This window comes from Streptomyces candidus, from assembly GCF_014207445.1.
Lineage (GTDB): Bacteria > Actinomycetota > Actinomycetes > Streptomycetales > Streptomycetaceae > Streptomyces > Streptomyces candidus.
In genome coordinates this window covers 341,680-365,919 of the sequence record NZ_JACHEM010000005.1, presented here as the reverse complement: position 1 = coordinate 365,919, position 24,240 = coordinate 341,680, and the positions used below count along the sequence as shown (strand labels likewise).

General features: G+C 72.0%; 24 protein-coding genes and 3 pseudogenes. 10 read left to right on the top strand and 17 right to left on the bottom strand.

The window, feature by feature from the left end; all coding sequences use genetic code 11:
* Positions 1 to 35: 35 nt before the first annotated feature.
* Complete coding sequence (locus HNQ79_RS12535) at positions 36 to 338, top strand: GNAT family N-acetyltransferase (RefSeq protein ID WP_308437327.1); 303 nt, start codon at positions 36 to 38, stop codon at positions 336 to 338.
* Here HNQ79_RS12535 and HNQ79_RS12530 read toward each other — a convergent pair.
* Positions 314 to 565 (bottom strand): hypothetical protein, encoded by a 252-nt coding sequence (locus HNQ79_RS12530; RefSeq protein WP_185030017.1) that lies wholly within the window; start codon positions 563 to 565, stop codon positions 314 to 316. The genes HNQ79_RS12535 and HNQ79_RS12530 overlap by 25 nt on opposite strands.
* Positions 566 to 638: 73 nt before the next feature.
* Here HNQ79_RS12530 and HNQ79_RS12525 point away from each other — a divergent pair, with 73 nt between their 5' ends.
* A complete protein-coding gene (locus HNQ79_RS12525; protein WP_229923403.1) occupies positions 639 to 1,730 on the top strand; it encodes a carboxylate-amine ligase in 1,092 nt (363 codons plus the stop codon).
* Between the two features lie 351 nt (positions 1,731 to 2,081).
* Here the strand turns inward: HNQ79_RS12525 and HNQ79_RS12520 are convergent, their stop codons facing one another.
* Positions 2,082 to 2,474, bottom strand: a complete 393-nt coding sequence (locus tag HNQ79_RS12520; RefSeq protein ID WP_185030013.1) for a DUF6415 family natural product biosynthesis protein — start codon at positions 2,472 to 2,474, stop codon at positions 2,082 to 2,084.
* 47 nt (positions 2,475 to 2,521) lie between these two features.
* Positions 2,522 to 2,689 carry a hypothetical protein gene (locus HNQ79_RS12515; protein WP_229923402.1) on the bottom strand — a complete coding sequence of 56 codons (168 nt, stop codon included), beginning with the start codon at positions 2,687 to 2,689 and terminating at the stop codon, positions 2,522 to 2,524.
* Positions 2,690 to 2,854: 165 nt separating this feature from the next.
* Here HNQ79_RS12515 and HNQ79_RS34495 point away from each other — a divergent pair.
* Both HNQ79_RS34495 and HNQ79_RS12510 read left to right on the top strand, forming a co-directional pair.
* Positions 2,855 to 2,963: pseudogene (locus HNQ79_RS34495) on the top strand (DUF1905 domain-containing protein); the annotation flags it as partial.
* 244 nt (positions 2,964 to 3,207) lie between these two features.
* On the top strand, positions 3,208 to 3,648 hold the full coding sequence (locus HNQ79_RS12510; protein WP_185030010.1) for a DUF7144 family membrane protein: 441 nt from the start codon (positions 3,208 to 3,210) through the stop codon (positions 3,646 to 3,648).
* Positions 3,649 to 4,335: 687 nt separating this feature from the next.
* On the opposite strand, the pseudogene HNQ79_RS12505 reads toward HNQ79_RS12510, so the two are convergent.
* From HNQ79_RS12505 to HNQ79_RS12495, 3 genes and pseudogenes are all read right to left on the bottom strand, one after another.
* Positions 4,336 to 4,812, bottom strand: a pseudogene (locus HNQ79_RS12505) (thiolase family protein); the annotation flags it as partial.
* Positions 4,813 to 4,894: 82 nt separating this feature from the next.
* Complete coding sequence (locus HNQ79_RS12500) at positions 4,895 to 5,941, bottom strand: glucose 1-dehydrogenase (RefSeq protein ID WP_185030006.1); 1,047 nt, start codon at positions 5,939 to 5,941, stop codon at positions 4,895 to 4,897.
* A gap of 228 nt (positions 5,942 to 6,169) precedes the next feature.
* Positions 6,170 to 6,532: a MerR family transcriptional regulator gene (locus HNQ79_RS12495; protein ID WP_185030339.1), complete on the bottom strand. Its 363-nt coding sequence runs from the start codon at positions 6,530 to 6,532 to the stop codon at positions 6,170 to 6,172.
* A 71-nt stretch (positions 6,533 to 6,603) separates the two neighbouring features.
* Between HNQ79_RS12495 and HNQ79_RS12490 the strand changes: the two genes are divergently transcribed.
* A complete protein-coding gene (locus tag HNQ79_RS12490) occupies positions 6,604 to 7,467 on the top strand; it encodes an NAD(P)-dependent oxidoreductase (RefSeq protein WP_185030004.1) in 864 nt (287 codons plus the stop codon).
* A gap of 246 nt (positions 7,468 to 7,713) precedes the next feature.
* Here HNQ79_RS12490 and HNQ79_RS12485 read toward each other — a convergent pair whose 3' ends face one another.
* From HNQ79_RS12485 to HNQ79_RS12475, 3 genes are all read right to left on the bottom strand, one after another.
* Entirely contained in the window at positions 7,714 to 7,953 is a 240-nt protein-coding gene (locus HNQ79_RS12485; protein WP_185030002.1) for a DUF6411 family protein, read from the bottom strand.
* A gap of 467 nt (positions 7,954 to 8,420) precedes the next feature.
* A complete protein-coding gene (locus HNQ79_RS12480; RefSeq protein WP_185030000.1) occupies positions 8,421 to 8,642 on the bottom strand; it encodes a helix-turn-helix domain-containing protein in 222 nt (73 codons plus the stop codon).
* Positions 8,642 to 9,139 carry a DUF2975 domain-containing protein gene (locus HNQ79_RS12475; RefSeq protein ID WP_185029998.1) on the bottom strand — a complete coding sequence of 166 codons (498 nt, stop codon included), beginning with the start codon at positions 9,137 to 9,139 and terminating at the stop codon, positions 8,642 to 8,644. The genes HNQ79_RS12480 and HNQ79_RS12475 overlap by 1 nt, the downstream gene beginning before the upstream one ends.
* A gap of 320 nt (positions 9,140 to 9,459) precedes the next feature.
* Between HNQ79_RS12475 and HNQ79_RS12470 the strand changes: the two genes are divergently transcribed.
* Both HNQ79_RS12470 and HNQ79_RS12465 read left to right on the top strand, forming a co-directional pair.
* On the top strand, positions 9,460 to 9,780 hold the full coding sequence (locus HNQ79_RS12470) for a hypothetical protein (RefSeq protein ID WP_185029996.1): 321 nt from the start codon (positions 9,460 to 9,462) through the stop codon (positions 9,778 to 9,780).
* Positions 9,740 to 10,672, top strand: a complete 933-nt coding sequence (locus HNQ79_RS12465) for an NAD-dependent protein deacetylase (protein WP_185029994.1) — start codon at positions 9,740 to 9,742, stop codon at positions 10,670 to 10,672. The genes HNQ79_RS12470 and HNQ79_RS12465 overlap by 41 nt, the downstream gene beginning before the upstream one ends.
* A gap of 156 nt (positions 10,673 to 10,828) precedes the next feature.
* Here HNQ79_RS12465 and HNQ79_RS12460 read toward each other — a convergent pair whose 3' ends face one another.
* From HNQ79_RS12460 to HNQ79_RS12450, 3 genes are read right to left on the bottom strand one after another with little or no spacing between them, the layout of a single operon-like run.
* The gene (locus HNQ79_RS12460) at positions 10,829 to 11,485 is read right to left on the bottom strand and encodes a response regulator (RefSeq protein WP_185029992.1); all 657 of its coding nucleotides are present in this window, start codon (positions 11,483 to 11,485) and stop codon (positions 10,829 to 10,831) included.
* Positions 11,482 to 12,645, bottom strand: coding sequence for a sensor histidine kinase (locus HNQ79_RS12455; protein ID WP_185030336.1), 1,164 nt, complete (start codon positions 12,643 to 12,645; stop codon positions 11,482 to 11,484). Before HNQ79_RS12455 ends, HNQ79_RS12460 begins: the two co-directional genes overlap by 4 nt.
* A complete protein-coding gene (locus tag HNQ79_RS12450; RefSeq protein ID WP_185029989.1) occupies positions 12,645 to 13,481 on the bottom strand; it encodes a CPBP family intramembrane glutamic endopeptidase in 837 nt (278 codons plus the stop codon). Before HNQ79_RS12450 ends, HNQ79_RS12455 begins: the two co-directional genes overlap by 1 nt.
* Before the next feature lie 273 nt (positions 13,482 to 13,754).
* On the opposite strand from HNQ79_RS12450, the gene HNQ79_RS12445 reads away from it, so the two are divergent.
* Positions 13,755 to 14,714 carry an ATP-dependent DNA ligase gene (locus tag HNQ79_RS12445; RefSeq protein ID WP_185030333.1) on the top strand — a complete coding sequence of 320 codons (960 nt, stop codon included), beginning with the start codon at positions 13,755 to 13,757 and terminating at the stop codon, positions 14,712 to 14,714.
* A gap of 113 nt (positions 14,715 to 14,827) precedes the next feature.
* Here the strand turns inward: HNQ79_RS12445 and HNQ79_RS12440 are convergent, their stop codons facing one another.
* Genes HNQ79_RS12440 through HNQ79_RS12430 form a run of 3 tightly spaced genes read right to left on the bottom strand, consistent with a single transcriptional unit; the run spans position 14,828 to position 19,589 of the window.
* Positions 14,828 to 15,082, bottom strand: coding sequence for a hypothetical protein (locus HNQ79_RS12440; RefSeq protein WP_185029987.1), 255 nt, complete (start codon positions 15,080 to 15,082; stop codon positions 14,828 to 14,830).
* Positions 15,079 to 16,143: a DNA polymerase Y family protein gene (locus HNQ79_RS12435; RefSeq protein WP_185029985.1), complete on the bottom strand. Its 1,065-nt coding sequence runs from the start codon at positions 16,141 to 16,143 to the stop codon at positions 15,079 to 15,081. The genes HNQ79_RS12440 and HNQ79_RS12435 overlap by 4 nt, the downstream gene beginning before the upstream one ends.
* Complete coding sequence (locus tag HNQ79_RS12430; RefSeq protein WP_185029984.1) at positions 16,140 to 19,589, bottom strand: DNA polymerase III subunit alpha; 3,450 nt, start codon at positions 19,587 to 19,589, stop codon at positions 16,140 to 16,142. The genes HNQ79_RS12435 and HNQ79_RS12430 overlap by 4 nt, the downstream gene beginning before the upstream one ends.
* Before the next feature lie 248 nt (positions 19,590 to 19,837).
* On the opposite strand from HNQ79_RS12430, the gene lexA reads away from it, so the two are divergent.
* The gene (gene lexA, locus HNQ79_RS12425; RefSeq protein WP_185029982.1) at positions 19,838 to 20,521 is read left to right on the top strand and encodes a transcriptional repressor LexA; all 684 of its coding nucleotides are present in this window, start codon (positions 19,838 to 19,840) and stop codon (positions 20,519 to 20,521) included.
* 61 nt (positions 20,522 to 20,582) lie between these two features.
* Here the strand turns inward: lexA and HNQ79_RS12420 are convergent, their stop codons facing one another.
* Together HNQ79_RS12420 and HNQ79_RS12415 are read right to left on the bottom strand one after the other, a co-directional pair.
* The gene (locus tag HNQ79_RS12420; RefSeq protein WP_185029980.1) at positions 20,583 to 21,749 is read right to left on the bottom strand and encodes a serine hydrolase domain-containing protein; all 1,167 of its coding nucleotides are present in this window, start codon (positions 21,747 to 21,749) and stop codon (positions 20,583 to 20,585) included.
* A gap of 143 nt (positions 21,750 to 21,892) precedes the next feature.
* Positions 21,893 to 22,249, bottom strand: a complete 357-nt coding sequence (locus HNQ79_RS12415) for a hypothetical protein (protein ID WP_185029978.1) — start codon at positions 22,247 to 22,249, stop codon at positions 21,893 to 21,895.
* Between the two features lie 328 nt (positions 22,250 to 22,577).
* Between HNQ79_RS12415 and pdxR the strand changes: the two are divergent.
* Positions 22,578 to 24,055, top strand: a pseudogene (gene pdxR / locus HNQ79_RS12410) (MocR-like pyridoxine biosynthesis transcription factor PdxR).
* Positions 24,056 to 24,240 lie beyond the last annotated feature (185 nt).

Below are 24,240 nucleotides of genomic sequence, written 5' to 3'. Positions count from 1 at the left end.
GCGCTGCTCTTCGACACCTCACCACCACGGCTCCGGTGCCTGGTGCGGAGCAGCCCGACGGAGGAATAGTCGGCTATGCCACCTGTGCACCGGAGATCTCCACCTGGCAGGGCCGCGAGTACCTGCACATGGACTGCCTCTTCCTGACGGCCGACAGCCGCAGTTCGGGCCTCGGCGGGCACCTCATGAACGCCGTGAAGGCCGAGGCCCGAGCCCTCGGACTCACCGAGGTCCAGTGGCAGACCCCCACCTGGAACCTCGGAGCAGCCCGCTTCTACGACCGCCTCGGCGCACACGCCCACGAGAAGCTCCGCTACAGCCTGCCGACGTCAGGCTGACTCCGGTCCTCCAGCGACGGAAGTTTGCAACGAACTCGGAAATCGTGGGGCGACAGCAAGAGCGTCATGCCGGTCAGAAAGCCGAGCCCGTACCCTCCGGTCTGCTCGGTCACTTCCATGAGCACGCGGGCGAAGTGAACTTCCAGCCAATCGAGTTGGCCTGCGCACTCGCCACCGGCCGCAAAGGGTCGACCTGTGCTGACCTCCGGTGCCAGCATGATGACCATGACGAGTACAGGGCGTACACCTGCTGGTTCCCAAGGGCCCACAGGCCGTGGCCGCAGCCGGACCGTCGGGGGTGTGCCCATCCCGTTGACAGTCGGCGCGGAAGAGGAATTTCTCCTGGTCGACCCCGTGTCACGCGCGGTGAGCGCGGAAGGTGCGAAGGTGGTGGCCGAGGCTGCGGATGATCTCGGTGACCGTGTGGGAACGGAGTTGACGGCCTATCAGGTAGAGGTGCGCACCGACGCGCACACCAGCCTGACGGAGTTCGCCGGGCAGGTCCGGGCCACGCGTGCGACCGTCGCGCGGGCGGCCGCGCGGCAGGGGCTGCGGATCATCTCCAGCGGCACTCCGATCCTCGGCCAGGCCACCCCGCCGCCTCTGACAGTGGGCGCCCGTTACGCCCGGAGTTCCGCGATGTTCCGTGCCCTGGACGACGAACAGACGGCCTGCGCCTGCCACGTTCACGTCGGCGTTCCCGACCTCGCCACGGCTGTGCAGGTGAGCAACCACCTGCGCCCCTGGATCCCGGTCCTGATCGCCCTCACCGGCAACTCGCCCTACTGGGCCGGCCGGGACACCGGTTACGCCAGCTGGCGTGCGACGACTTGGGGGCGGTGGCCGGTGGCCGGGCCGCCGCCGTACTTCGAATCCCTCTCCCATTTCGAGGACCTCGTCGCTGTGTTCATCGCCACCGGCACCGTAATGGACCGGGGCGGCCTGTACTGGGACATCCGGCCCTCCCATCACGTGCCCACGCTGGAGTTCCGGTTCGCCGACGCGGCTACCTCTCCGGATGAGACCGTGCTGCTCGCCGGCATCCTCAGGGCGATGACCGCTACTGCGCTGGAGGCCATTGCCGCCGACGAGCCGGCGTTCCGGCCGCGGCCGGAGATGCTGCGCGCCGCCTGCTGGCACGCGGCCCGCCATGGTCTGGCCGGACAGGGCATCGACCTGGCCACCGGCGGCCTGTCCCCCGCCATCGGCCAGGTGGACCGGCTCCTGTCCCGGGTGCAGCCGGCCCTGCTGGGCCACGGTGACGTCGGACTCGTCCGTACCCTCTGGTCGCACCGGCGCGCCCACGGCAACGGCGCCGAGCGGCAACGTGCCGCCCATCGAACCCGAGGCAGCCTCACCGACGTCGTCGATCACCTGATCGCCGCCGTCTGATCGCCTCCGTCGACGCGTGGCCGACGACGGCCGCACCTTCGGACCGCTCGGGTCGGCGACAACGAGCGGGGCGACGGCTGCCTCTCCGACGCCAAGCGGGCCGGACGGGCCAGCAGCTCCCAGGTTCGGGTCGCGCATGGATCGCCGGCCCCGAGGTGCTCGGTTCGGGAACCGGCCGAGGTCCCGCGACTCACCGAAACGCAAGGTTCGCCACCCGGGCCGAACGGCAGGATCCCGGTCATCGGCGCGGCAATGCTGCGGACCTCCCGAATTGCAGGCCAGTGTTGTCGAGGAGCAGGCTCCGCGCAGGCGGTGCTGGAGACCTGGCCGCCCCTCCGGTGCAGTGGCGGTTCACGTGGTCTGAGTGGCTGCGTCGTCCAGACGATCCAGACGTTCGTAGAGGGCGCGGACGAGTCGGGCGCGGTTCTGGACGCAGCACACCGTTCCCTCGATTGTCGCGGAGAGCTGCTGGTCCGCCTCGCGCAGGACGACGTCGGCGAGCGCCCGGGGCCCGTTGTTCGTCGGGAGGTGTTTCGCGCGGCGCTGGACGTCGGAGGCGACCGCGCGGGCGTGGGCGGTCAGTTGGAGGGCGATCTGTTCGTAGTCTCGCGGTGCGAGAGCGTCCTTGTCGGTCCACGCGAGGACGGCCTTGGCGAGGCTCTCGTACGGTTCGCGGTCGAGTGGAAGCTGGGCCTCGATCAGGCCGTCGGGGTCGTGCAGAACGGTGTGGCTGCTGGTGTGCATGGCGGGCCTCACTGCCGGGAGCGTCGCGGGCGGGTAGTCGGCGGCGGTCACCGTGGGAGGTCCCCGTGACCATCGGCCCGGTCGTCCTTCTCTCCGGTCTGCCGGGCGGGTCCCCGGCCCGCGCGGGCGACCAGGACCGGAGAAGACCGGCCGAAGTCGGCGCGCTGCGGGCCGGGACCTTCCGGCTCGGGGCCGGTGGGTGCAGGTGCGCTCACGAGTACCACCTCCGTTGCTGGGTGCGTCGGTGTCATTCGACGCTACGGAGCAAGCGGATTGGTCCTCCACGCGATTGCGGCGGAAGTTCACTTCGGGGCATCGGTCGCAGGCCGATCTTGGTGGCTCGCGATGAGTTTCCGTGCCCGCAGCCGTCCCCGGTATCCGTGGTCGACAGGCCGTTCACCGCGACCCTGCAGAAAAGCCCGGACAAGGGGCGGCCGGACCTATGTCGTATGGCCCGAGTCGGCCGCGTTCTTCGGTACCCGCGGCCTGGCGGGAGGGCGCACCGTCCGGACTGGTCTCCGGTCGGGCGCCGAAGACTGCGCTCCGCCACGGCTACCGGCAGCAGCTACGGACCGCACGCAAGGACGGTCGCCGCCGCCGGTGGCGCACCGGTAGGCCCACGGACCTTCACTCCCATGGCGGCGCCCCGCTGTCGCCGCCGCGGGCCGCATCAGAACATGGCCCCACGCCGTTTTCCGGCGCACCGCCCGACGAACGAGTAAAGGGGCCTCTCGTGGCGCACTCAACGACCTCCGCAGGAAACCCGGCCGGGCCGGGCAGCCCCAGGGCCGACAGCCCGTGGGCAGCGGGCGGGGCCATGTTCGCCGGCGTCCTGCTGCTGGTGGACGGCATCCTCGACATCATCAAGGGCATCGTCGGCATCGCCGAGGACGACGTCTACTCGCGTTTGGGCAACTACGTCTTCAAGTTCGACGTCACCGCCTGGGGCTGGATCCACCTCGTCCTGGGCATCGTGCTCGCCCTCGTGGGCGCCGGCATCCTCAAGAACGCCCTGTGGGCCAGGACCACCGGCGTGATGCTCGCCTCGCTGAGCATCGTCATCAACTTCCTGTGGCTGCCGTACGTTCCGGTGTGGGCGCTGGTCTCCATCGGCATCGGCGTCTTCGTCATCTGGGCCCTGTGCACCGCCCGCACGGACACCACCGCAGCCTGACCAACACGCTCGCCAACCCTGGCTCGCGGCCTCGGCCCCACACACGCGAGCCTACGGCTCCCCCAGGCCGCACCAGCCCTCGCCCCTGTTCGACGAGCTCCACGGCCACGGCGACGCCGATCCCCGGCTCGCTCCTACGGCGGGGCGGCTCCTCGCTCGCTTCCGGCTGCCACTCCTGTGCGGTCCTGGAGTGGCGTCGTACACCTGCTCACTCCTGCACCGGGCCGTCGCGCGCGGTTACCGCTCTCGAACTCGGTTCCAGCGACTTACGTGCAGGGCGTAGACGACGTTCCCGAGCCCGGCCGTGAACAGGAGCAGCCAGAAGTGAACCATCGCCGACTGCCGCCGACGGCGCCGCCCACCGTGGCCGCCGACAGTTGCCGACGCGGCAGCAGAAGCCGACACGTGGTTGTTGATGATCACCGTGGGGGCCTGGCCCGCACAGGGAGGCGGTTGCTGATTCGGTGCACTCGTCATACTCGGTGTCCTCCTGGTTGCACTGGTGTTGCAGCGACCACAACATAGGACCATCCGCCTGATCACCGACTGGAAATCGCGCCACGTCACCCGGACCTGGACGCACCGGTCCGGTCGCCCCGCACCACACCACCAGCCGTCAAGCGCTCGGCACGCGGATCAGCAGCGCATCGCCTTGTCCCGCACCACCGCACAGGGCGGCGGCACCGAGACCGCCGCCGCGGCGCCGTCGGAGATCTGCGAGGCCGACCCGGCGGTGATGGTCCCGTCGGCCACGTACGCGGGACGCAGCTTCGCCAGGGCCGCCACCGTGCTGTCGGGGCGTACACCCTCGTCGGCCTCGTCGGCGTCAAACACCACCGGGGCGCCCTTGGGCTGCGGAACGCTCGCGGGCACGATCTCCTCGGCGAACCGCCCCGCGGCCATGGCGGCGGCCACCTTCTGGTGCGAGGCGGCGGCGAACGCGTCCTGCCGCTCGCGGGTCAGCCCCTCGTAGCGGCTGTTGTACTTCTCCGTCGAGACGCCCATGCCGACCTGGTCGAACGGGCAGAACAGACCGTCGTGGATCATGTGGTCGATCAGCGGTACGTCGCCGCTCCTGAACCCCGCACGCGACTTGCCCAGCAGGTGCGGCGCCTGCGTCATGGACTCCTGACCACCCGCCACCACCAGATCGAAAGCACCGGCGAGGCGTGGGCGCACCAGGCCCGCAGATTCGGAGGACGCCTCTGCACACCCGTCACGCCGCTCGTGGCGGGTGCCGGGTCCCTCACAGATCGATGACCACCTTGACGTCGTCCGGCTGCGGCTGGAACGCCTCAACGGCGCGTTCCAGCGGCACCCGCCTGGAGATCAGGCGCTCCAGCCAGGCCGGGTCGGCCTTCCCCAGTGCGTCGGCGGCTTGCCGGTAGTGCCGGAGGTTCGCGTTGACGGATCCGACCACGGCGTCGTTCTCCAGCACGATGTCCCGGTTGATCAGACCGGCGTCCACGCTGATGCGGCGGCCGGCGGGTGACACTCCGGTCAGGCACACCACTCCGTACGAGGCGGTCCCGGTCAGCGCGGCGAAGACCAGGCTCCCGGCTCCGGTGGCTTCGATGATGACGTCGGGGCACACCTTGTCGATCACCTGTGTGACGTCCCCGCTGTGGTAGGTGGCGCCCAGATCCCGTACGAGCCGGGGCTTCGGCCCGTCGGTCACGCGGTCCAGGACATGTACGTCCAGGCCGCGCTGCGTACCGAGCAGAGCGGCCAGCAGGCCGATCGGCCCGGCGCCGGTGACCAGAACCCGCCGCGGCTCGAACCAGGAGCGTCCCCCGACACGCTCCACCTGCTCCCACGCTTTCGCCACGACCGAGGTCGGTTCCATCAGCACGCCGACGCGCTCAAGAGACGGTTGCAGCTTCACCGCGTAACCGGGCTCCACGCACCAGAGCTGGGCGCCGTAGCCGTCGATCTCCTTGATGCCGCGCTCGGTGTAGCGGCCGTTGCGGCACATGTCGAACTCACCGTGGGCGCACGCGCCGCAGGGGACAGGATCCGGTCGGCGTACTACCCCGGCCACCAGCTCACCGGCCGAGAACCCGCTGCCCGGAGCGGCCTGCTCCACCCGGCCCAGGGACTCGTGTCCCAGGATGAGCCAGTCGCGGCCCGGCGGCGCCCAGCCGTACTCAGCGTTCGCGATCTCGCGGTCGGTCCCGCACACACCCACCGTCAGGCCGCGCACCAGCAGTTCCCCGTTCGCCGGGGACGGATCGGGCAGTTCTCGTGCTTCCAGGGAGTTCTTCCGGCCGGGGCTTACGGTCAGTGCGCGCATGGGTGGCTCGCCCTTCTCCTCGCTCGTTCGTCATGCCTGCCGTTTCCTCGACACGGGCATCCTGACCCGGGTACCCGTCCGACGGGCCGACTCACACCCCGTACGAGCGTCCCACCCGCACGGCGCACGGCCCCCCTCGGTCCGGCGAACCCTCCGCTGGACGGGGCCCCGGCCGACACTGCGGCCCAGGAGTTTCCATCCGTCGGCCAGACGGTGTCCGGACAGCGTCTAACCAGTCAGTCGCCGCTCCGTGGCGGCCAGGTGATCCCGCAGTGTCCGGCGGGACCGGATGAGCGTGTCGATCTGTTCGTCCAGTCCGGCAATGCGTGCCCGAAGCAGGTCCAGGGTCTCCGGGCAGGGCTTCAGATCGGGGGCCGAGCCGGTGACGCACGGTTGGAGGTACCCGATCTCCTGGGTCGACAGCCCGGCGTCGAGCAGCTTCCTGATCTGGACCACGGTCAGTACGGCGTCGTCGCCGTACTCGCGGTAGCCGTTGTCACCGCGGGCGGGCACCAGCAGCCCCTGCGCCTCGTAGTACCGCAGTTGGTGCGGGTTCACTCCGGTCCTTCGGCTCAACTCCCCGATCAGCATGTCGCGTTCCCTCTTGACCTTCATACCGGTGTGAACGTTGACGATTGTGCCACCGATCAGCGAAGGAGCACATGATGCACACCGGCACTCCCGTCACTGTTCTGGGCCTCGGGCTGATGGGCGGCGCCCTCGCCGGGGCGTTCCTGCGCGCGGGACACCCGACGACCGTGTGGAACCGCACCACGGCCAAGGCCGACGACCTCGTGGCCCGGGGCGCGGAGCTCGCCGCGTCCCCGGCGGCCGCGATTGCCTCCGCGCCGCTTGTGGTGGTCTGTATGTCGGACTACGACGCTGTGGCGGACGTCCTCGGCGGACCGCTCGACGGTCGGGTTGTGGTGAACCTGACCTCGGGCACGCCCTCCCGCGCCAGAGCCCTCGCCCAGGAGGTGGCGCACCGCGGCGGCGGCTATCTCGACGGCGGGATCATGGCCGTACCGGAGGCCGTCGGCACCACCGACGCCGTGCTCGTCTACAGCGGGCCGCGGCCGTTGTACGACGCCCACGAGTCCACCTTGGGCACTCTCGGCACCGGCCTGTATCTGGGGGATGACGCCGGACTGTCTGCCACCCACGAGATGGCCACGCTCGTCCTCATATGGGGCATGCTCGACGGATTCCTCAACGGCGCCGCGATACTCGGCACAGCCGGTGTGTCCGCCACGGCATATCTCCCCCTCGCACAGACGGCGATCGGCACGGTGGCCGGCTGGCTGCCGGGGTACGCGCGGCAGGCCGACAACGGCGTCTACCCGGCCGACGACGGCACGATCGACACCCACCTGACAGCGATGGCGCAGGTGATCCAGGAGAGCGAGTCGCTCGGCGTCAACGCCGAGCTGCCGAGGCTCGTCAAGTCGCTGGCCGAGCGAGCGGCGGCCGCCGGTCACGGCGCCAGCGGATACGTGGCGCTGGTGGAGCGGTTCCGCGAGCCATGAGTCGTGCGGTCCCAGCCGGGTCACGCACACGGCGGGCGCTTGGGTTCGAGGCCGTGCAGCTTGGACGGACCGGAGCGTGACTGCGTCCGGTCGACCGCCGTACCCCGCACCCTTGCACCGGGCACGGCCGGAAAGCCCGCCGCCCAGGTTGTGCCGGGCGACATCGGCGCGCCGCTCGTACCCGCGCCCGGCCCGCTCCGTCGGGGAAGCGGGCCGGGCGCAGGAGGGGGCACACGGTGGCGGCTGCTAGAACGGCATGCGGCCTCGGGTGCGGCGGCCGGCCGATCCGCTCTTGCCGACCGCCTTCGAGCTGCTGCGGAACGGCTTGCTGAAAATTCGGCCCAGGACACCCGGCGCCTTCCCGCCCGCACGCGATCCCATACCGAGCGTCTTCTGCGTGCCGCGTTCGGGGTGCCGGGACATGCGGGGGACGAAGAAGGCCAGAACGGCCAGGACGACACAGACAACGACGATACCGATGATCACGGAAAGCTCCAGACTGGTGAGGGACCCACCGCGTGCCCGGCCCCGCCCGACCCATGCGCCCACCGCGGACCACACCGACCGTCCGTTGACCTCCTCGATGCCGCACGGCGTCCCGCTGGAGCAGACAGCGCGGCCGACGCTGGGCCTCCGGAGGAGCGCCGTATCCGCCCCCGGCGTCCGCGACCTGGCCGGAGACCGGGCCGTCGCCCTGGTCACACACCACCTTGTCCATGCGTCCGTCGCCGACCGTGTCATGGGCAAAGGGCGTGCAGTGCGGAACAGCACCCTCCATGAACTGGACAGCCGGCGCGGACTGTACGCCGGACATGCGGGGAACGTGCGGCTCGGTACGCGTGCCCGGCGCGGTTCCGGGCGGGCGCTTCGCCCAAGGGCGGGTTCTGGTCGGAACCGATGGGGTGGCTGAGGGCTTCGGTGAGACGGCGGTCACCCCTGATCGCTCGCCGCGGTCAGGGGTGACCGCCGTCCTCGGCCTCGAACCGCAGCAGCTCCCCCGGCTGACATTCCAGTACGTCGCAGAGGGCGGCGAGGGTGGTGAACCGGACCGCCTTGGCGCGGCCGTTCTTGAGTACGGCCAGGTTGGCTGGGGTGATGCCGACGCGGTCAGCGAGCTCACCCACGGACATCTTCCGCCTGGCCAGCATGACGTCGATGTCGACCACGATCGGCATCAGATCACCTCGTCCAGCTCCGCCTTCATCCGCGATGCCTGCACCTCACGCGCCACAGCCTGCGCGAGCAGCATCCGCAGAACGAGCACGACCAGCGCGACCCCAAGGATCGCCAGCCCGACTCCGCCCAGCAGCAGTACCACCCCCGGCGCGACCGCCTCCCCGGGCGCCAGCAGCGCGCCCAGTACGAAGACGAGCAGTGCGGCTGCCACGAACGCGCCGATCACCACATGGACGTAACGGAACGCCTGCTGCGAGAACACTGTTCCGCTCCGCACCATCGATACCAGCCGCCACACGCACACCAAGGTCACCTGAGCGGTGACCACCCCCAGCACGATGATCACCAGGACCGGTGTACGCAGGTGCACCAAGTCCCCGGTGCGACCGTTCATGTCGGCGGCCAGCAGTGGCACCATCACCGCCTGCACGAACAGCGAACCCCCCAGCAGCAGCACCAGTACGCCGCGCAGCGCGAGCACCGTCAATTTGCCCATGACTCATCCTCCTATCGAACAACGATGAGAATCTATCGTTATTCGATAGCTGTGGCAACCTCCCCCCACAGGCCTTCGACGAGAGGAGGCACGTGCGTCCTGCGGGCTGTCGAGGGCGGCACGATGGTGTCGTTCTGTCCGGCGCAGAACACCGGGGGACCTCGGGGGCGGCTGCCGCCGCGGAAGCGAGGGGGCGGATCCGGGGCCGCACGCTGCCCGGGACTGCTCGGGGGTGCGGTGCTGCTCGCTGCCGCATGAGTGCTCGTCGAACGCCGCGTGCGTCAACCCCTGGTGGACATGCGGATGTTCGTCTGCGGCCGGTGGCCGCCGGGCTGCTCACCGGCATCGCGGTCAGCTTCGGCTTCGCGACCCTGCCCGCGTTCATCGTGGCGGGCGTGCCCGCCCATCAGAGCGGCATCGCGAACGGCATCAACTCGATCGCCCGGTCGCTGGACAGTTCGCTGGGCAGCGCCGTGATCACCGCGGTACTGGGCGTCCGCCTGCTCACCGGCCGCCGAACCGTCCGCCGTCGGTCGGCACGCCCGCCGGCCCACCCGTCCGGAACAGCGTTCCGACCGGCCTTTTCGTACTCTGGGGAGCATGCGTATGCGCCCCACCCTGAACTGGTTCCCCGACGGTGACCTGCCGCCCGGCACCTCTGACTGGGAGCCCGTCGCCGAAGCGCTGGCCCGCGGCGGTGCACTGGTGCTCACCGGGGCGGGGATCTCCACCGAATCGGGGATTCCCGACTACCGGGGCGCGGGCGGAAGCCTCAGCCGGCACACCCCGATGACGTACCAGGAGTTCACCGCCGACCCGCAGGCCCGACGCCGCTACTGGGCACGCAGCCACCTGGGCTGGCGCGTCTTCCGCCGGGCGCGGCCCAACTCCGGCCACCTGGCCGTGGCGGCCTTCGCGCGGCAAGGTCTCGTTTCGGGCCTGATCACACAGAACGTCGACGGGCTCCACCAGGCCGCGGGCAGCGAGAACGTCGTGGAACTGCACGGAAGCCTGGACCGGGTCGTCTGCCTGACCTGCGGCGCTCTCGCAGCCCGCAGCGAACTCGCCGTCCGCCTGACCGAGGCCAATCCGCACTTCGCACCGGTGGCAGCCGGAATCAATCCGGACGGCGACGCCGACCTCACCGACGAGCAGGTGGGGGACTTCCACGTGGTGCCCTGCGCGGTCTGCGGCGGTGTACTCAAACCGGACGTGGTGTTCTTCGGAGAGGCCGTCCCGCCACAACGGGTCGAACAGTGCCGCGCACTGGTCCGGGACGCGGCCTCGCTGCTGGTTCTCGGCTCCTCGCTGACCGTGATGTCCGGGCTCCGGTTCGTCCGGGAGGCGGCGCGGGCACAGAAGCCGGTACTGATCGTCAACCGGGACCCGACGCGCGGTGACCGGGAGGCCACGGTCCGGGTGGCGCTGCCGCTGGGACAGGTCCTCACCGACGTCGCCGACCGGCTCGGCGTCCGCGTCGACGACACGCGGCGGCCTGAGAGGCCGGCCGGCGCCCCGCCAGGGTCCGGCTGAAGCTCTCAACACCCCAGTGGTCAACGCCCCGTGACCCCCGGCCGCCTTTTGCGGCGTTCGTCAAGCTGCGCGTCCTTGCCACTCGAACCCGCGCACCGGCAGCGCGGCGCGGCGGGCAAGCGGCGGTGTGTACCGGCTTTCACCGTGCGTGACGTGTCAGGTCACCAGTCCGTGGCGGTAGGCGTAGACAACCGCTTGAACGCGGTCGCGCAGGCCCAGTTTGGCGAGGATGCGGGACACGAAGGTCTTGACGGTCTCGGGGCTGATCACGAGCGCGGCGGCGATCTCGCTGTTGGAGAAGCCGTCCGCGATGAGCCGGAGGACCTCTGTCTCCCGGGGGGTCAGCGGGAGGTCGTGCGGGGTGCCCCCGGTGGGCCGGATCCGGGCGGCGTACCGGCCCACGAGGCGCCGCGTCACCTCGGGGTCCAGCAGAGCCGCACCCGTGGCCACGGTCCGGATGCCGTGCAGCAGCCGGTCCGGCGGCGCATCCTTGAGCAGGAAGCCGCTGGCTCCGGCGCGCAGCGCCTCGTAGACGTACTCGTCCAGGTTGAACGTCGTCACGACCAGCACCTTGACGGGATGTGCCACCCCGGCACCGGCCAGCAGACGGGTGGCCTCGATGCCGTCGAGCACCGGCATGCGTATGTCCATCACCACGACGTCCGGGCGCAGTTCGGCGGCGAGGTCGACCGCGCTCCGCCCGTCCCCGCACTCGCCCGCCACCTCCAGGTCGGGCTGGGCGTCAATGATCGTCGCCAGACCCGTGCGGATCAGGACCTGGTCGTCACAGACCAGGACCCGTACCGGCGTCATGACCGGCCCCCCGCGGGGATCCGGGCCCGGACGACGAAGCCGCCGCCCTCCCGCTGGACCGCGCTGAAGTCACCGCCCAGGACGTCGACCCGCTCGCGCAGGCCCGCCAGGCCCCGCCCGCTGCCGCCGGGGGACCCGGTCCGCGCACCCGAGCCGTCCGTGCCGACCTCCACGGTGATCTCCCGTTCGCCGTGGTGCACCAGGACCGCGGTGCGGCTTCCGCGGTCGTGCTTGAGGACATTGGTCAGAGCCTCCTGCACCACGCGGTAGGCCACGAGGTCGGCGCTGCCGGTCGACGACGCCGGTGTTCCCTCCTCGGTGAACTCCACCGGCTGCCCGGCCCGCCGCGTCTGCTCGACCAGTGTGAGCAGTCTGCCGACGGGTGGCGTCCTGCCCTCGGTGCGGCGGCCGGTGCCGTCGTCCGGGTCGAGCAGGTCGAGCAGGTGCCGCAGGTCGGTGATGGCCCGTCGGCCGGTGTCGCTGACGGCGGTCAGGGTCTGGTCCAGTCGGTCGGGCACGGCTGTCAAGTAGCGTGCCGCCTCGGCCTGGACGACCATCGCCGTCACGTGGTGGGTCACCACGTCGTGCAACTCACGTGCGATGCGTGCTCGTTCGGCATTGCGGGCGTCCTCGGCGACGCGGTCCCGGCGTTCGGCCTCCGCCGTCCGGGCCGAGCGCAGCCACACGCCGACGCCCCACGCGAGGGCCAGGACCAGGTAGAACGACACGAACTCGCCCGGCGGTTCGCCCGGACCGCGCCGGTGCAGCACGACCGCCAGTGGCACGTACGCCGCGGACAGGGCGAGCAGGGTGACGCGCCGGTACCGCTCCAGGTGGGAGCCCGCGCTCATCAGCGCCAGGGGCAGCGCGGTGCCCGCGAGCAGGTGGTAGCCGTTGAGTTGGTCGACGGCGAACCCGACCGGGACCAGGGCGAGGCAGGCGAGCGGCCACCGCCGGCGCAGCGCGAGCGGCAGGCACTGAAGCGCGAGCGCCACGCCGCCCAGCGCGTCCAGGGGCTGGGTGGGCAGGCCGCCGATCTCCGTCCCGTTGCCGCGGAGCGCCGGCAGGAGCGACGCGATGAGGAGCAGCACCCCGAGCGGGAGGTCCCGGACCGTGACGTCGAGCCGGTGCCACAGCTCCGTAACCCGCCGGCGATCCATCACCGGGGAAGTGTAGCTACGGAGTCGGCATGTGCGGCACGCCGGGAGCGGGGCACGATGTTTCCGCGCCGGCGGGCCAGCCACAGGAACGCGATGGTCAGCAGCACCCCGAAGCCCACCGCGTACACGCTGCCCTCCGGTCCGAACCCGCCGCCGGTGAGCAGTTCGGGTCCCGAGGCCGAGGTGTCCAGCAGCCCCCGGTTGGCGCCGCTGCCGGACACCTCGGTGCTGAAGATGCCGGCCGCGGCGAAGTTCCAGCCGAAGTGCAGGCCGATCGGGAACCACAGGGTGCGGGTGGCGGCGTACGCCGCGGCGAGCATGAAGCCGGCCTCGATGGCGATGGCGGCGGCGCCCCAGAGGGTCGCGTTCTCGTTCAGCAGATGCGAGAGGCCGAACACGACGCCGGTCAGCGCCAGGGCGGGATACGTACCGGTCCGCTCCTCGATGATCCGGAACAGGACGCCGCGGTAGACCACTTCCTCCGCCACGGAGACGGCGGCCATGAATCCGATCAGGCCCATCGCCCCGGACGGCGAGCCCAGGCCGTCGATCTCGTAGTGCCCGGCGGTGCGGAGGATCGCGATGACGGCCGCGAACATCCCGAGGCCGATCAGCATTCCCCGGCCGGTCCCGGCGGCGGCGCCTTCCCGGGCCACGTCCAGGGCCGGCCGGTGCTCGGTGCGCCGTACCACCCACCCGTACACGAGCACCGCGAACGCGGCCGCCGCAAGGCCGACGACGAGCGTGAGCCAGTCGTTGTCCTTCACCGCGTTGACCGCACCTCCGCCGATGGCGTACACCGCTATGACGGCGAGCAACTGCCGGACAAACCGCACGAGGGAACTCCTTGGTCGGGGCCGTGGCCGGAGTGCCGCGGACTGCACCGGACGCTACGGATCCGACGGCCGAAGATCGTCACCTCACGGTGGACACCTCGCCGTAGCTCGCACGGGGGACGAAGCCTGGGTTCCGGAGCCCTCGGGCCTGCCGACGGGCCCGCCGCCGGTCCTCTGCACGACCGGCAGCTCCCGGTGGCGCAGGCGGGGCCGAATGGACGGCACCCGCGGACGATACGTGTGAACGGGGCGGCGGCGGGCCAGGGCTGGAGCATGGTCACCCTGCCGCGGATCGCCCCGATGCTCGCCACCCCCGGTACGCTTCCCGCCCCGTCCGCGGAGCATCTGTGGAGTGCGGAGACCAAGTACGACGGGCAGCGTGCGGTGGTGTACCTGCCGGGCGACGGCACGCTGGTGCTGCGCTCCCGCTCGGGGGCCGCGGTCACGGCCGCGTATCCCGAACTCCGCCCCCTGGGCGGGGCACTGGGTGGAGTGCCGGCGGTGCTGGACGGCGAGCTCATCGCCCTCGACGAGCAGGGCCGTCCGGACTTCGAGCGCCTGCAGTCCCGTATGGGCCTGTCCGCAGCTCCGGCGAAGGCGGCCCGCCTCGCCGCCCGGATCCCCGCACACCTGGTCCTCTTCGACGCCCTGCACCTGGACGGCCGCGACCTGACCCACCTCCCCCATGCCGAGCGACGCCGGCTCCTGGAGGCGCTCGCCCTGCACGCGGCCCACTGGTCGACTCCGGCCGCGGTGACCGGGCACGCCCGGGAGGCCTTCGCGCTGACCCGCGAACACGGCCTGGAAGGGGTCGTCCTCAAACGGACCGACTCACGGTACGAGCCCGGTGTCCGCTCCCGTGCGTGGATCAAGCTGCGGCACCTGCGGACCGCGGACTGCATGATCGGCGGCTGGGTGCCGGTACGGGGCTCCGCCTCACCACTGCCGGGCGCGGTGCTGGTCGGGGAACGCCTGGAGGACGGCGGGCTGCGGTACGCGGGGAGCGTGGGCACCGGCTGGTCGGAACGCGAGCGCGCCGAACTGGCGCGCCTGCTGACGGTCGCCGCCGTCGACGACTGCCCCTTCACCACGCTCCCGCCCGTGCCCGCGGCCCGCTGGGTCCTGCCGCGCCTGGTCGGGGAGGTCCGTTACGCCACCCGCACCCGCGCCGGCCTTTTGCGCCAGCCGGTCTGGCACCGCCTGCGGCCGGACCTGGCCCCCGAGCACCTGTGACGCCCGGCCCCGGCGAGGGGCTGCGCCGCTACGGGTCTACGGGTGCCCCTCCTGCAAGGCGGGTGGGCTGGTCCCGGTCACGGTCACGGTCCCGGTCACGGTCACGGTCACGGTCACGGGAGAGTGATGCGCAGCCGGCAGGGGGCGCCGGAGCTGATGGCCTGTGCCTGCTCCTGGAGATCGGCGGGCGCGAAGCCCAACAGCGCCCGGTCGGCCGCACGGCGCAGCAGCGGCACGATGTCAGTGGTGGGGCGGCCCCGGTGGGAGGCTGCGAGGGCGGCGAACTCCGCCTCGTAGCGGGTGCCGTAGGTGGCACCGTCGTGGCGGGCGTGCGGGAGGGTATGCGCACGGATGCGGCTTCTGCTCATCTCCGTTGCTCCTTTTTCCTGGCGTCGGCCCGTAGGCGGGGCGACGTGGTGCGGTCGGGTCGTGCCAGTGCGGCGGGTACTGCGGCGGTGGGTCCGAAGCGGGCGCGGACGCGGTCGGCGGCGGCCTCCGCCGCGCGGGTCCGGTCGTCGTCCGGGTCCAGTGACAGTTGGCGGGTTGCGTCCTGTGCCGTGAGCAGGCCCTCTGCGCGGAGGGTGAGGGCGCGGACGCGGGCGCGTTGGAGTCCCAGGCGGGTGTAGAGGTCGTGGGCGGCGGCGGCGAGGGCCGGGCTGTGGTGGGTGGGTTCGGTGAGGGTGCGGCTGCGGGTGGTGGTCGTGCGGTCGGCGTAGCGCACGGTCAGAACGAGGGTCGTGGCGATCTGCCCGGTGGTGCGCAGGCGCAGCCCGAGGTCTTCGGTCAGGGCCAGCAACGTCCTCCGGTGGGCGGCGGGGTCGAGTTCGTCGTGGTCGTACGGGTGGGTGGCGCTGAGGGACGGGGCGGGGGCCTGGACGGTGACGGGGCGCGGGTCCTGGCCGTGGGCGCGTTCGTGGAGCTGGCGTCCTTGGGCGGTGCCCAGGAGGCGTTGGAGGGTGAGGAGGGGGGTGTCGGCGAGGGTGCCGAGGTGGTGGATGCCGTGCTTGTTCAAGGTGCGGGCGGTTGCCGGGCCGATGCCCGGCAGGGCGGCGACCGGGCGCGGGCGCAGGAAGCGGGTGAGGGCGTCGGGTTCGGCGGGGAGGGTGGTGAGGTCGCCTGGCGGGGTGGCGTCGGCGGCCATGGCGGCGAGCATCCGGTTGGGTGCCGCGCCGATGCTGGTGGTCACGCCGTGCAGGGCCATCACCCTGACCTGCAGCAGTCGGCCCAAGGCGGCCGCGTCGCAGTCGAACAGCCGCAACGAGCCGGTCACGTCGAGGTCGGCGGCCGACGGAGGGAGCCGCTGGACGAGCGGGGTGAGGGTGGTCAGGACATCGAGGAGTGCGTCGTAGAGGTCGGGGTCCTCGGTGGCCAGGTGGAAGTGGACGCGCAGGATGTGCCGTTCGCGGACGGCAGTCGTCGTGGTGGTCATCCTGGGCTCCCGGGGCTGCGGTGGCCGTAGGCGGTCAGGTCTGCGGAGCGGGTGCCGGCGGGCTGGAGGTCCGCCCAGGGGTGGAGGCGCGCGCCGGCGGTGCCGTTGGGAAGGGTGCGGTGCGGCTGGGCGGGGGTGGGGCTGGTCCCCCGGCGGCCGAGGAGGTGGAGGACGGCCTCGGGGCCGCCGTCGCGGCGGGCGTCGGCGAGGGTGTCGAGGTCCCAGACCATCGAGCCGACCACGGTGCGCCGTGGTCCGCGTTCCTGAATGGTGCCGCGTACGAGGAGGAGCCCGGAGTGGAAGACGGTATGGGCGCAGGCCTCGTGGGAGTCCTCGAAGAAGGCGAGGTCGACGAGGCCGGAGCCGTCTTCGAGGGTGACGAAGATGATGCGCTTGCCGGAGGGGATGGGCGGTGTCTGGGTCGAGGCGCGGACCCCGGCGACGAGGACGTGTTGGCCGGTGCGCAATGCCTTGAGATGGGCGGCGTCGGTGGCGCCGACTTCGCGCAGGAGGCGGTGGTGGTGGTCCATCAGGTGCTGGGTGACGTCGACCTTGAGGACCTCCAGCTCGGCGCCGAGGGCCTCGCGGGCGGTCATCTCCGGCAGCCCGGAGGGATCGGTGGCCGTGGTCAGGCCGTCGAGGGGGAGCTGGCCTTCGGCCTGCCGGGTGCGGGTCTGGTGGTGGAGCTCGCCGACCTGGAGCAGCAGGTCGCGTCGGGACTGGGATCCGCGCACGCTGTCCAGCGCGCCGACCTCCACGAGGCGTTCCGTGGTGGGGCGGGCGGGGCGGGCACGCTCCCACAGATCGGGGAGCCCCGCGTAGGGCTGCCCGGCGACGATGCGGTGGACGTCGTCCTCGGTGATCCCCTTCACCGACGACAGCGACATCCGTACCCCCCAGGTGCCGTCGGCGACCTGCTCCAGCTGGTGGGCGGCTGCGGAGCGGTTGATGTCCACGTTGAGGACGGGGACGTTGTGGCGGCGGGCGTCCGAGACGATGACCCGCATCGGCCACATCCCCGGGTCGTGCTCCAGGAGTCCGGCGTAGAGGGCGGCGGGGTAGTGGGCCTTGAGCCAGGCGGACTGGAGGGCGGGGACGGCGAAGGCGACCGCGTGGGCGCGGCAGAACCCGTACGCGCCGAACCCCTCGATCACCGCCCACACCTCCTCCAGCACTCCGCGGGCGTAGCCGTTCTCGCTCGCTCGGTCGAAGAACCAGGTGCGGACGTGGGGAAGCCGGTTCTTGTCGACGAGGGCGCGGCGGGCGATTTCGGCCAGGGCGCGGTCGCAGCCGGTCAGTACGGCGAACATGTCGATGACCTGCTCGTGCCAGATCGTGACGCCGTAGGTGTCGGCGAGGACGGGTTCGAGGTCGGGGTGGGGGTATGCGGGGGCGGCGCCGTGGCGGGCGGCGATGTAGGCGGCGGGCATGCCGCCGGCCATCGGGCCGGGGCGGAAGAGGCTGATGTCGGCGATGACGTCCTGCGGGTCGCGGGGCTGGAGCCGGCCCAGGAGGTCCTGCTGGCCGGGTGATTCGAGCTGGAACATGCCGACGGTGTCGGAGGCCTGGATCATCTTGAACGCGAAGAAGTCGTCCAGGGGCACCTGGGCGGGGTCGTCGAGGTCGATGCGGCGGCCGGTGGTGCGGGCGATCTCGTTCACGGCGTGGGCCATGGAGGACTGCATCCGCACGCCGAGGACGTCCAGCTTGATCAGGCCGAGGTCTTCGACGTCGTGCTTGTCGGCCTGGACCATCGGGTACTGCCCGCCCGGGGTCGGCTGGACGGGGAGCCGGTCCAGCAGGGTGGCGTCGGTGATGATGACGCCGCAGGGGTGCATGGCCATGCCGCGCGGCAGCCTGTCCAGGCCCTCCGCGACGTCGAAGAGCGGCCCGAACCGGCCCGACGCCGCCTCCTCCCGCAATTCACGCAGCTCGGGGAGTTCCGCGAGGGCGCCGGTGATGTCGCAGGCGCGGATGTGAGGGAAGGACTTGGCGATCCGGTCGACCTGTTGCGGGGCGATCCCCAGGGCGAGGCCGGTGTCGCGGAGGGCGTGGCGGGCGCGGTAGGTCTCGGGCATGCCGGTGACCGCGACCCGCTCGGGGCCGAAGCGTTCGAAGATGCGGTCGTAGACCTCCAGGCGGCGGGCGGACTCCACGTCGACGTCGATGTCGGGCAGCGAGGTGCGCCGCTCGGAGAGGAACCGTTCGAAGAGCAGGTTGTGTTCGAGGGGGTTGGCGGTGGCGAGGTGCAGGGCATGGCAGGCCATCGACCCCGCACCGGAGCCGCGGGCGGCGACCCGGATTCCCATCTCCCGCACGTCCGCGACGACTTGGGCGACGGCAAGGAAGTAGGGCTCGAAGCCCAGCTTGGTGATGACCCGCAGCTCCTCCGCAAGACGCTCCACCGCGGCCGGGACGCGGTCGAGGCCCCGGCGGGCGAGACCGGCTTCCGCGCGCTCGCGCAGCAGCGCGGCCGCCGCACCCGGCCCGGTGCCGGCGCCGACCACCTGGGGCTCGGGGAAATGCGGCTTGCCGAGCCCCAGGTCGGCGACCGGGTCCAGGGCACAGCTGTCGGCGACCGCGGCGGTCTCTGCCAGCAGCCGGTCCGCCCGCTCGGCGCCCTCGCCTGCCGCCTCGGCGATCCGGGCAGCGATGGCGGCCATGTCGGCGGAGCCCTTGAGCCACCGCTCCCCCGTATCCAGGCGGCGCCGGTCGATGGGCCGCAGCAGCCGGGCAGCGTCCAGGACATCGGCGAGCCGGTGCTGGGCGGGATCGGCGTACCGGGCCGCATTGGTCAGCACGGCGGGTACCCGGAGGTGGTCGGCGAGCTGCACCGTACGAGCCGCCAGGCGCACCGAACCGGGCCCGGTGCCCTGTACCCCGTACGACAGGACCTCCAGGCGCAGGTTCGCGCCGAACAGTGCCCGCCACGGGGCAAGCAACTGCTGCGCCCGGTCCGGACGCCCGCCCGACAGCGCACGCACCGGCTCCGAGACCGGGCCGAACAACGCCACCAGGCCCCCGACACCGTGTTCGGCGAACGCCTCGTGCGTGACCACCGGCGGACCACTGGGGAGGGCGTGCGCGGCCGACACCAGGCGGCACAGCCGGGCCCACCCGCCGGCGTTCCGCGCGAGCAGGGTGATGCGCAGCGGGGCCTCGGCCACGTGCGCGCCGCCGCGCACCGGCGTACGGCGCCGGGGCCCGGAGCCACGGGTGGCGGGGGTGTGGGGCTGTACGGCGACGTCGACACCGAACAGCGGGCGCACCCCGGACGCGGCCGCGGCTTTGGCGAAGCGCACCGCGCCGGTGACGGTGTCGCGGTCGGTCAGCGCCAGGGCACCCATACCGCGGTCGGCAGCCGCACGGACCAGCGCTTCGGGGTGGGCGGCGCCGTAGCGGGCCGAGAACCCGGAGGCGGCATGCAGGTGGGTAAAACCGGCCATGACCTGCCACCCATCTCCACCCCTCCGCTCGCCTCGTCTCCGCCCGATCCATTTATCGAACGTATGTACGACTGTAGCGGCAGACCGCACTCCCGGCATGCCGGGAGACCGGCACCCCGGCCGTCGCGCCCTCGATATTCCGTACCGCACAAGGGGTGAGTGGACGCAAAGAAATAGAATGCGTGTTCCTGATCGGCGCGGGGACGAGGTACGGTCGCGGCACCGGACGATCACAAACGGGGAGATTCATGCGCACGACGACCACCGCCGGGCCCGGACGGCCCGCCGGCATCCGCACCCGTGCCGACGGGCTCACCGACCGCCAGGCCAAGATCGTCGCGACCATCCGCCGGCACGTCACCGAGCGCGGCTATCCGCCGTCCATGCGCGAGATCGGCCAGGCGGCCGGCCTCGCCTCCACCTCCTCCGTCGCCCACCAGCTGTCCGCGCTGGAGCGCAAGGGAATCCTGGAACGCGACCCGTGCCGCCCGCGCGCCTACCGCATCCGCGCCGACCGCCACCACGGCACCACCCCCAACGACGGCCCGCCCTCCCCCGGTACCGCGTACGTGCCGCTCGTCGGCCGCATCGCCGCCGGCACACCCATCCTGGCCGAACAGCACGTGGAGGACGTACTGCCGCTGCCGCGCCAACTGGTCGGCGAGGGCGACCTGTTCGTCCTGACCGTCGTCGGTGAATCCATGATCGACGCGCACATCGCGGACGGCGACCAGGTCGTCGTCCGCGCCCAGCCCGAGGCCAGCAACGGTGACATCGTCGCCGCGATGATCGACGGCGACGCCACCGTCAAGCGCTTCAAGCGCCAGGGGTCCGACGTGTGGCTGCTCCCGGAGAACGAGCGCTTCGCCCCGATCCGGGGCAACGAGGCCACCATCCTCGGCAAGGTCACCGCCGTCCTGCGCGCGCTGTAGAGCCCACGCGCACCGAGCCCCGCGTCGCCCCGGTACGCGGCGCCGGACGTCAGGGCCGTGGTCATTCCCGGCGAGGTGCTCCGGCCGGAAACAGCGGCGTCCTGGAGTGGCCCTGTCCGCACAGGGTGTTCCGGATCGCCGTATCGGTGGCCTTCTCCACCGGCTCCCAGGCCCTCACCCGGGAGGACAGGGACAGCACGATGACCCGCCGGCCGTCTCCGGTGACGCCGACGCGGGTGGCGTAGCCGGGGACGCTGCCCGGGTGCGTCCAGTACCACCCTCCACAGGGCAGGGGGAGCCGGACGATGCCCAGGCCGTACCGTCCGCCGAGACGCGTGTCCACGGTGGTCGTCATCTCCGCCATTTGCGTGGGCCGCAGCAGTCGGCCGCCCATGAGCGCCTGCCAGAAACGGGTCAGGTCCTCGGTGGTGGTGATCAGTTCAGCGGCTGGGCCGGCCCAGCTGTGGTTGAGCCTGGTGGTGTCGATCAGCGGTCCGCCCTCGGTGAACTGCTCGTAGCCGGAGGCGTGCGGACTCGGCAGGTCTGCTCGCCGCCGGGGCGCGAGGGTGTGGGGTGCGAAGGTGTGCGTCAGGCGTAGCGGCCGCAGAATACGGTCGGTCACCTCCGTGGCCCAGTCACGGCCGGTCACCCTATTGATGATCATGCCGAGCAGGACGTAGTTGGTGTTGGAGTACGACCAGCTCCCGTCACCCGGCCCGTGTCGCATCGCCATCGCCACCAGCCGTTCCGGCGGGATGTCGTCGTTCCAGTGGCGGCGGTACCCCTGGGCGGAATTGAGGACCGGCAGGTCGTTGGCGTAGTCGTACAGGCCGCTGGTGTGTTGGAGCAGCTGCCGCAGAGTGATCCGGGCGCCGTTGTTCCCGTTGCCCCGCACCACGCCGGGCAGCCATGTGTGGACAGTGTCGTCCAGGGACAGCCGCCGCTGCCCGGCCAGTTGCAACACCACCGTGGCGACGAACGTCTTGGTGTTGCTGCCCATCCGGAAGTACCCGCCCTTGGGCACGGGTCGGCCGGTCCCCAGGTCGGCCACTCCGCTGCGGGCGGACCACTGGCCGCGCGGGGTGCGTACCTCTGCCTGCACTCCGGTGACGCCGGCGGAGCGGATCGCGTCCACGTCGCGCTGCAACACCTGCCCGCTCTGCTCGTGCACGGCCGCGGTCGACGCGGCCGGGAGCGTCCCCGCGCCCAGAAGGGCGAGAACGACCACCAGAGCCGCGCACCCTCCCCGGCGCCGCACAGCGCGGGCGCCGGGCCCGCTCCACCTCACGGCATTCACCTGTAGCTCCCCCCTCCTCGCCGCCTCGCCGCCTCGCCGCCTCGCGCCATGAGGCCCCGGGACGCGCTGGCGGGTCATGGAGAGGGCGGGCGCCCGGGATTATCCTTCGGATGTGGCGGATACTCGATGGGATCGGGCTGCCAGTACCAGTCCTCTCCCCGGTGGACCGCCCGGCCGGGCCGGGGGTTCGGACCGCCGTTTCGACCTGCGTCCCGATGGATGAAGACCACCACCGCGACGAAGAAGAGGACCATACCGAGGGCGGTCCACGCCTTCGGATCGCCCTCGGCGAGCCGTGGCCCGCCCGTGGTCCAGAGGAAACGCCCGAACCGCCAGGCCCCCACCACCAGCACGTACCCGAGCCCCAGGCCGAAGGGAAGGAAGACCAGTCCGAGCCCCAGACAGCCCTTGTCCACGTTCCCACGTCTCATCACTGCCCCCCGTTGCCCCGCCCCGTGTCCCCGGGGCGGGGCATACCCCGTCCCGGCGTCCCCACACCGTCGTCCTTGAGGGCCGTGCTGTTCACGCCAGGGCCAGGAGCCTTCCGGTGCTGATCAGAGTGCTGCTGCCCCGGCGGTCCCGGCCGGCGAGGCCAAAGGGGTTCCCCGGATCCCCCGGACTGCCCAACTCGCCCTACGGGCGGCCGGCGACAGCTCCCGCACCGCTCAGGGCGCTGTGCACTCCCGCCGATGCCCCGTCGCTTGCTGACGATCGCTGCCGGCCTCACGTTCCCCACCCCTTTGGTGGGCCACGGGGAGGATGGGGACGGAAAGGGGCCGCACACCGCCGGGAACCGACGCCGTATTGACCCGTGGGGCCACCCGCGTCCTCGCCGCCGAACTGGGCGTCTCCCGCGGCGTGATCACGGAGGCCTACCGCAGGCTCACCGAGGACGGCCACGTCGAGGGCCGTCGGCGCGGCGGCACGACGGTGGTCGCCGTTCCGCCCGCGCCGTCACCGCCGCCGTCCGTCCCCGGGCTGCCTCGGGGCCAGAACCAGCACTTCGGCACCGCCGCTCCGTGCTCCGTGTTCACGGGGGAACCGGGGCCGGATGCCTTCGACGCGCTGCGGGCCGCCGCCGCCCGCATCGACCTCACCCCCGGGCGCCCGACCTCTCGGCCTTTCCCCGCGCCGCCTGGCTGCGCGCCGAACGGGACGTACTCGCCGAGCTCTCCGCCGAGGACCTCGGGTACGGAGACCCACGGGGAGCACCTCGCCTGCGCCGCGCCGTCGCCGACTGGCTGGCGCGCAGCCGCGACATCCGGGTCGGACCGGACGACATACTGATCGTCGCCGGCACGGCTCAGGCGCTCACGCTCCTGCATCCGGTCCTGCGGGCGCACGGCGTCGACAGTGTCGCGGTCGAGGATCCCGGATCGCTCGGCACCCGCCAGCACCTCCTCAACGGAGGTTTCACCACCCCGCCGGTTCCGGTCGACGAGGACGGCCTGCGCGTCGACGCGCTGCGCGCCACCGGCGCATCCGCCGTCCTGGTCACCCCCGCCCACCAGTTCCCCACCGGGGCGGTGACCAGCGGCGAACGGCGGCGCGAGCTGCTGCGCTGGGCGTCGGACGGCGGGCTGATCGTGGAGGACGACTACGACGCCGAACACCGTTACGACCGGCCGCCGGTGCCCGCGCTCCACTCGGTGTTCGCCGACCGGGTGTGCTACCTGGGCAGCGTGTCCAAACTGCTCGCCCCGGCACTGCGCATCGGCTGGATGGTGCCGCCGCCCCGCTATCGCAAGGAACTGACCGACGCCAAACGGTTCACCGACCTCGGCAACGCCCTGCTGCCTCAGCTGGTGCTCGCCCGGCTGATGGAGTCCGGCCGACTGGAACGGCATCTGCGGCTGCTGCGGGGCCGGCATGTGCGCCGACGCGACGCGATGATCGACGCGCTGGCCGCCCATCTGCCGGGCGCGGTCGTGCACGGAGCCGCGGCAGGCCTGCACCTGACGGTGACCTACCCGCAGGAGGTCCCCGACACCGAGCTGGCCGCCGCCGCGCTCGCCCGCGGGGTGAAGTGCCAGCCCCTCTCCTGGCATCGCCAGCTCCCCGGCCGCCCCGGCCTGGTCCTCGGTTACGCGGCGGGCCCGTCCGGCGCTGTCGCGGAAGGTGCGGAACTGCTCGGCCGCACCCTCCGCGAGCTGACACGTGCCCCTTCGCGTCCCGCTGCCATCGGCACCGGGGCGGGTGCCGGCACCGGGCAGACCGTCTCCGGTGGAACCGGCTGAACCGGCAGGTCCGCGAGGATCTGGGGTGGTTCGCTACGTCGTTGCATTCGCAGGCGGTCCCCACCCGGGAGGAGGTCTTCGCCGCGCCGACGGGCGCAGGAGGGCGGACACCTCCCATGTCTCCGCCGACGGTCCTTTGCGATCCAGGCCGGCCGGGCCGAGGGCGCGCAGAGGTCCAACGCCCT

Coding starts and splice junctions, on each gene's coding strand:
- HNQ79_RS12530 (WP_185030017.1), bottom strand. CDS start 565: ATGGTCATCATGCTGGCACCGGAGGTCAGCACAGGTCGACCCTTTGCG.
- HNQ79_RS12520 (WP_185030013.1), bottom strand. CDS start 2,474: ATGCACACCAGCAGCCACACCGTTCTGCACGACCCCGACGGCCTGATC.
- HNQ79_RS12500 (WP_185030006.1), bottom strand. CDS start 5,941: ATGCGCGCACTGACCGTAAGCCCCGGCCGGAAGAACTCCCTGGAAGCA.
- HNQ79_RS12495 (WP_185030339.1), bottom strand. CDS start 6,532: ATGCTGATCGGGGAGTTGAGCCGAAGGACCGGAGTGAACCCGCACCAA.
- HNQ79_RS12490 (WP_185030004.1), top strand. CDS start 6,604: ATGATGCACACCGGCACTCCCGTCACTGTTCTGGGCCTCGGGCTGATG.
- HNQ79_RS12480 (WP_185030000.1), bottom strand. CDS start 8,642: ATGCCGATCGTGGTCGACATCGACGTCATGCTGGCCAGGCGGAAGATG.
- HNQ79_RS12475 (WP_185029998.1), bottom strand. CDS start 9,139: ATGGGCAAATTGACGGTGCTCGCGCTGCGCGGCGTACTGGTGCTGCTG.
- HNQ79_RS12465 (WP_185029994.1), top strand. CDS start 9,740: ATGCGTATGCGCCCCACCCTGAACTGGTTCCCCGACGGTGACCTGCCG.
- HNQ79_RS12460 (WP_185029992.1), bottom strand. CDS start 11,485: ATGACGCCGGTACGGGTCCTGGTCTGTGACGACCAGGTCCTGATCCGC.
- HNQ79_RS12455 (WP_185030336.1), bottom strand. CDS start 12,645: ATGGATCGCCGGCGGGTTACGGAGCTGTGGCACCGGCTCGACGTCACG.
- HNQ79_RS12445 (WP_185030333.1), top strand. CDS start 13,755: ATGGTCACCCTGCCGCGGATCGCCCCGATGCTCGCCACCCCCGGTACG.
- HNQ79_RS12440 (WP_185029987.1), bottom strand. CDS start 15,082: ATGAGCAGAAGCCGCATCCGTGCGCATACCCTCCCGCACGCCCGCCAC.
- HNQ79_RS12435 (WP_185029985.1), bottom strand. CDS start 16,143: ATGACCACCACGACGACTGCCGTCCGCGAACGGCACATCCTGCGCGTC.
- HNQ79_RS12430 (WP_185029984.1), bottom strand. CDS start 19,589: ATGGCCGGTTTTACCCACCTGCATGCCGCCTCCGGGTTCTCGGCCCGC.
- lexA (WP_185029982.1), top strand. CDS start 19,838: ATGCGCACGACGACCACCGCCGGGCCCGGACGGCCCGCCGGCATCCGC.
- HNQ79_RS12415 (WP_185029978.1), bottom strand. CDS start 22,249: ATGAGACGTGGGAACGTGGACAAGGGCTGTCTGGGGCTCGGACTGGTC.